The following is a 5,229-nucleotide window of genomic DNA, read 5'->3' as shown; positions in this document are numbered from 1 at the left end:
GCCCTCTGGCGGCGAGCTCCCGCGACAGAGACTCCTCCTCGACGGGCAGATCCGCCCCCGCCAGGCAGGCCGACACGTGGTCGAACCCGCCCGCGGGCGGCGGCAGCGTCGAGAGCGCCTGCTCCACGACGCTCACGGCCGCCTCCACCCCGTCGCGCTGCGGCGCGAACCCGCCGGAACGGCCTGTGGCGAGCACCTGGCCGTCCTCCGACACCACCGCGACGTCGGTCTTGCTGTTGCCGCCGTCCACGGCCAGCACGAGCCTGGGGCTTGCCACTAGCCCACCGTCCAGGGCAGGTGCGCGCGGTTGGCCTCCAGCAGCAGGCCCATCAGCTCCTCGGCGATCTCGTCCTGCCCGACCAGGGGATGGGCGAGCAGCGCGTCCCGCACTCGGTCCGCCCCGCCGTGCAGGGCCGCCTCCAGGGCGAGCGTCTCATACGCGGACACGTGCGCGATCAGCCCGGCGTACAGCGGCTCGACGGCGGGCACCGGCAGCGGCACCGCCCCGCCCGCCCCGACGGTCGCCGGCACCTCGATTACCGCCGAGTCGTCGAGGAACGGCAGCGTGCCGGCGTTGCGCACGTTGACAATCTGAGTGTCGCCCCGGTCACCGAGCAGCGACGCGATCAGCGCCACGGCCGCCTCCGAATAGAACGCCCCGCCCCGCTCCGACAGCAGCTCCGGCTTCGTCACCACGGCGGGGTCGGCGTACAGCTCCAGCAACCGGCGCTCCAGCGCCGCCACCTCCGCCGCCCGCGACGGCTTCGAGCGCTGCTCGCGGACCACCGCGTCGTGCGCGTAGAAGTAGCGCAGATAGTACGAGGGGATCGCGCGGAGCCGCTCCAGCAGCGCCGGCCGCAGCCCGAGGCTGTCGGCGATCTCCTGGCCGTGGGTGCGCAGGATGGACGGCAGGATGTCCTCCCCGTCCAGGTAGACGGCCCGCTCCCAGGTCAGGTGGTTGAGCCCGACGTGGCCGAGCGAGATCCGCGAGGGGTCCACCCCCAGCTCGGCGGCGAAGTTGCGCTGGAAGCCGATCGCCACGTTGCACAGCCCGAGCGCCCGGTGCCCGGCGTCGAGGAGGGCCCGGGTGACGATGCCGACGGGGTTGGTGAAGTCCACGATCCACGCCTCCGGCGCGAGCGACCGTACGACGGAGGCGATCTCCAGCACGACCGGCACCGTGCGCAGCGCCTTGGCCAGCCCGCCCGCGCCCGTCGTCTCCTGCCCCACGCACCCGCAGCGCAGCGGCAGCGTCTCGTCCACCTCCCTGGCCGCCTGCCCGCCCACCCTGAGCTGGAACAGCACCGCCCGGGCCCCCGCGACCCCCTCCTCGACCGAGGAGGTGGCCAGCACGCGCGCCGGGTGCCCCGCATGCGCCAGGATCCGCCGCGACACGCCCGCGACCAGCTCCAGGCGCGTCGCGTCGGGGTCAATCAGGGCGATCTCCGTCACCGGCAACTCGTCGCGCAGCCGCGCGAACCCGTCGATCAGCTCAGGCGTGTACGTCGAGCCACCCCCGACCACGGCCAGTTTCAACCCTTCACCCCCGTCAAAGTCACGCCCTCGATGAACACTCGCTGGGCGAAGAAGAACACGATGATCACCGGTGCGGTCACCAGCAGCGTGGCGGCCATGGTGAGGTTCCACTGCACGCTGTGGAACGCCTTGAACGTGGCCAGGCCGAGCGACAGCGTCAGATGGTCCTGCTCGACGCCGGCGTACAGCAGCGGCCCGTAGTAGTCGTTCCAGCAGTAGAAGAACTGGAACAGGGCGACCGCCGCGACGGCCGGGCGGGCCATCGGCAGGATCACCCTGATCAGGATCGTCAGGTCCGAGCAGCCGTCCACCTTGGCCGCGTCGGTGTAGTCGCGCGGGATCGTGACCAGGAACTGCCGCAGCAGGAAGATCGAGAACGCGTCCCCGAGCAACATCGGCAGGATCAGCGGCCACAGGCTGTCGGTCAGCCCCAGCCGCGCCCACACCAGGTAGATCGGCACCGCGATGACCTGCGGCGGCAGCATCATCGCGGTGATCACCAGCAGGAACGCCAGCCGCCGCCCAGGGAAGCGGAACCGGGCCAGCGCGTACGCCACCGGAACGGACGACACCACGGTGAAGAGCGTCCCGAGCACCGCGTACATGAGCGTGTTGGCCGCCCACCGCAGCAGCATCGACTTCTCGAACACCACGGCGAAGTTGTCCCAGTTCCAGCTGCGCGGCCACAGGTCGCTGGTCAGCGCCTGCTGGTCGGTCATCAGCGCGGTCAGCCCGATGAACACCACCGGCGCCAGGAACATCAGCGCCAGCGCGATGGCCAGGGCGTGGGTGGCGATCCAGACCAGCAGCCGCCGCCTGCGGGCCCTGACGCCGTCGCGGCGCGTGTGCGTGGCCACCGTGCGGGGCGGCGCGGTCACCGTGGCGCTCATGACGCCTCCTCGGCCCGGCGGAACTGCCGCAGCAGGATCAACGTGAAGATCATCGAGGTGGCGAACAGGAGCAGGGCGAGCACGCAGGCGTACCCCATGGTGTAGTCGCGGAAGCCGACCTGGAACAGCCACTGCGGCAGCGTGAGCAGCGACTCGTCCGGATAGCCGGGCGAGAACGAGCTGCCGGGGGAGTCGGTCGCGCCCGAGGCCACGCGGGAGGCGATCATCGCCTGCGTGAAGTACTGCAGGGCGTAGATGACGTTCGTGACCAGCGAGAACATCAGCACCGGCGCGATCGCCGGCAGCGTCACGCTGCGGAACTGCCGCCACGGGCCCGCCCCGTCGATGGCGGCGGCCTCGTACAGGTGCCTGGGCACGTCGAGCAGCGCCGCCATGAAGATCACGACGAGCTGGCCGCAGCTCCACAGCGACAGCAGCGTCAGGCTCGGCTTGGACCAGGCCGGGTCGCCGAACCAGTCGGGCCCCTGGATGCCGAACAGGGCGAGAAACTGGTTCCACGGCCCGGTCGCCGGGTTCATCAGGAAGACGAACGTGATCGTGCCGGCCGCCAGCGGCACCAGCGACGGCAGGTAGAAGATCGTGCGGAACAGCCCGGCCCCGGCCTTGAGCCTGACCACGAGCTGCGCCAGCGCCAGCGAGCACAGCACGGTCGCCGGCACCATGATGAGCACCAGCCACAGCGTGTTCTTCGCCGAGGTCAGCACTCTCGGGTCCTCGAACAGGTAGCGGTAGTTGTCCAGGCCGGCGAACTCGAGGGTGTACATGTCGTAGCGGTGGAAGGAGAAGTACACCGTGGACAGCAGCGGGTAGACGAAGAAGATCGCCAGTCCGGCCAGCCACGGCGACAGCCACACGAGGGCACGCAGGCCCTCGCGGCGCCGCCACACGTCAGCGAGCGAGGTCACCTCAGCCCCCGGACAGCTTCAGCTTGTCGTTGATCTGCTTGTCGACGCTCTTCAGCCCGGCGTCGAGGTCGGGTACGGCGCCCTTCTCCCACTTCTCGATGAAGCTGGACAGGGCCTCCTGGTTGAAGACGCTGTTCACGCTGGCGGGGATGGTCGAGGTCTTCGGATGGGCGAAGATATCCAGAAAAGTCTTGAAATTGGCGTCCTTGGTGAGGTCGGGGGAGTCCATCGCCGCCTTCGTCGTGGGGACGTTGCGCAGCGCGTTCGACAGCGTCACCAGCGAGGCGGTGTCGGTGGTGAGGTGCTTGACCAGCTCCCACGCCTGTTGCGGATGCTTGGCGCCCTTCGGCACGCCGATCACGGTGCCCGCGGTGAAGCCGCTGCCGTACAGGTCGGGCCGGTCGTCGGCGACGGGCAGGGGAGCGGTGCCGTAGTCGAGGTCCTTCGCGTCGCCGGCGATCATGGCGTTACGCCACTCGCCGTCGAGCACCATGGCGACCTTGCCCTCGTAGAACGGGTGCTTGGCGCTCCACTCGTCGCCCAGGCTCTTGCGGAACTTCTCCAGGTTGGCGTAGCCGTACCAGTCGACGAGCTCCTTCTGCCAGGTGAGGAGCTTCTTCCAGGCCGGGTCGGAGCCGATGGCCGAGGTGCCGTCGTCGTTGTACCACTTGGCGCCCGCCATGGGGGCGAGGTGGCTGGGGCTGTTCTCGTAGTACTGGACGCTCGGGATGAAGCCGGCCACCTTGATCGTGCCGTCGGCGTCGCGCACGGTCAGCTTCTTGGCCAGCGCCGTCAGCTCGCTCAGCGTCTTGGGCGGCGCGTTGCCCTTCATCAGGGCCTTGTTGTAGTAGAGGCCGTACGCGTCGGCCAGCAGCGGCAGCGTGCACTGCCTGCCCTCGAAGCTCGAGTAGGACCGCGCCACCTCCGGCAGCACCGATAAGTCGATGCCGTCCTGCTTGATCACCGGGGTCAGGTCCTGGAACGATCCCGACTTGCACCATTGGGCGACGCTGTCGGTCGTGAACGAGGCCGCCACGTCGGGTGCGTTCCCGCCGCGGATGGCGTGGGTGATCTGGTCGTCCTGGACGCCCTTGACGGCCTTGACGGTGATCTGCGGGAATTTCTGGTTGAAGCCCTTGATGGCGTCCTCGAACGCCTTGACCTCGGCGTCGGTGGAGAAGCCGTGCCACAGCTCCAGTGTGGCCGCGGGAAGGGGCTGCGAGGCGGAGCCCGCGGGTCTGGGCTGGGCGCCGAGCGACGGCCCTGCCTCCTTGTTCGCTGTGCACCCGGTCAGAGTGCACGCGGTCAGCGCGAGAGCCGCGGCGACCGCCAGGGGGACGAAGCGCACGGGGGGTGCCTCCTGCCGGGGATCATGGTGAGAAGGTAGGTGTAGAAGCCGCTATCTGCGGTGAGCCGCTGGACGCGGCCACGGTTGAGCTGAAGACCTCGTCGCGGACGGTGTGGAGGGCGAGATCGAGGGCGCCGGCCAGGACCGGGTTGCCTTCGACGTTCGACAGGCGGACCCGGGGCTGCGGGATGGTGAGCGCGTGCAGCTCGTGCTCGACCAGCTCGCGCAGGGTCTCGCCGCCCGACAGCACGATGCCGCCGGTCAGGATCACCAGCCCTGGGTCGACCACGGAGGTGATGGCGGCCAGGCCCACGGCCAGGCGGGCGGCGATGTCGCGTAGCCCGGCCCTGGCGTCGTCGGCCTTCTGCCCCTTGCCCTGGGCCGCCTTGACGGCGTTGGCGACGGCGTGCTGGAAGTCGGCGCCGCGCACGCCGTACGAGCGCAGCAGCCTCAGCACGGCCGGGCCGCCGGTGAGCGCCTGGTAGCCGTGGTTGGCGTAGCGCCCCGCCTCGCGAGCCGTGGGCGCGCC

At 70.1% G+C, this 5,229-nt stretch carries 4 protein-coding genes and 2 pseudogenes; all 6 read right to left on the bottom strand.

The features are described 5' to 3' along the window. A pseudogene (locus tag AB0J09_RS55540) lies at positions 1-277 on the bottom strand (ATPase); the annotation flags it as partial. Then, positions 277-1,536, bottom strand: a complete 1,260-nt coding sequence (locus tag AB0J09_RS55535) for a 6-phospho-beta-glucosidase (protein ID WP_360710480.1) — start codon at positions 1,534-1,536, stop codon at positions 277-279. The pseudogene AB0J09_RS55540 and the gene AB0J09_RS55535, both read right to left, overlap by 1 nt. Further along, the gene (locus AB0J09_RS55530) at positions 1,533-2,426 is read right to left on the bottom strand and encodes a carbohydrate ABC transporter permease (protein ID WP_360710479.1); all 894 of its coding nucleotides are present in this window, start codon (positions 2,424-2,426) and stop codon (positions 1,533-1,535) included. Before AB0J09_RS55530 ends, AB0J09_RS55535 begins: the two co-directional genes overlap by 4 nt. Next, positions 2,423-3,352 carry a sugar ABC transporter permease gene (locus AB0J09_RS55525; protein ID WP_360710477.1) on the bottom strand — a complete coding sequence of 310 codons (930 nt, stop codon included), beginning with the start codon at positions 3,350-3,352 and terminating at the stop codon, positions 2,423-2,425. The genes AB0J09_RS55530 and AB0J09_RS55525 overlap by 4 nt, the downstream gene beginning before the upstream one ends. 1 nt (position 3,353) lies before the next feature. Continuing rightward, complete coding sequence (locus AB0J09_RS55520) at positions 3,354-4,700, bottom strand: ABC transporter substrate-binding protein (protein ID WP_360710476.1); 1,347 nt, start codon at positions 4,698-4,700, stop codon at positions 3,354-3,356. A gap of 22 nt (positions 4,701-4,722) precedes the next feature. Beyond that, positions 4,723-5,229, bottom strand: a pseudogene (locus tag AB0J09_RS55515) (hypothetical protein); the annotation flags it as partial.

The sequence above is a fragment of the Nonomuraea sp. NPDC049784 genome (genome assembly GCF_040659615.1).
Classification (GTDB): domain Bacteria; phylum Actinomycetota; class Actinomycetes; order Streptosporangiales; family Streptosporangiaceae; genus Nonomuraea.
This window is presented reverse-complemented; position numbering and strand designations above follow the sequence as displayed.

Excerpts from the sequence above, each read along its gene's own strand:
- AB0J09_RS55530 (WP_360710479.1), bottom strand. The coding sequence starts at position 2,426 with ATGAGCGCCACGGTGACCGCGCCGCCCCGCACGGTGGCCACGCACACG.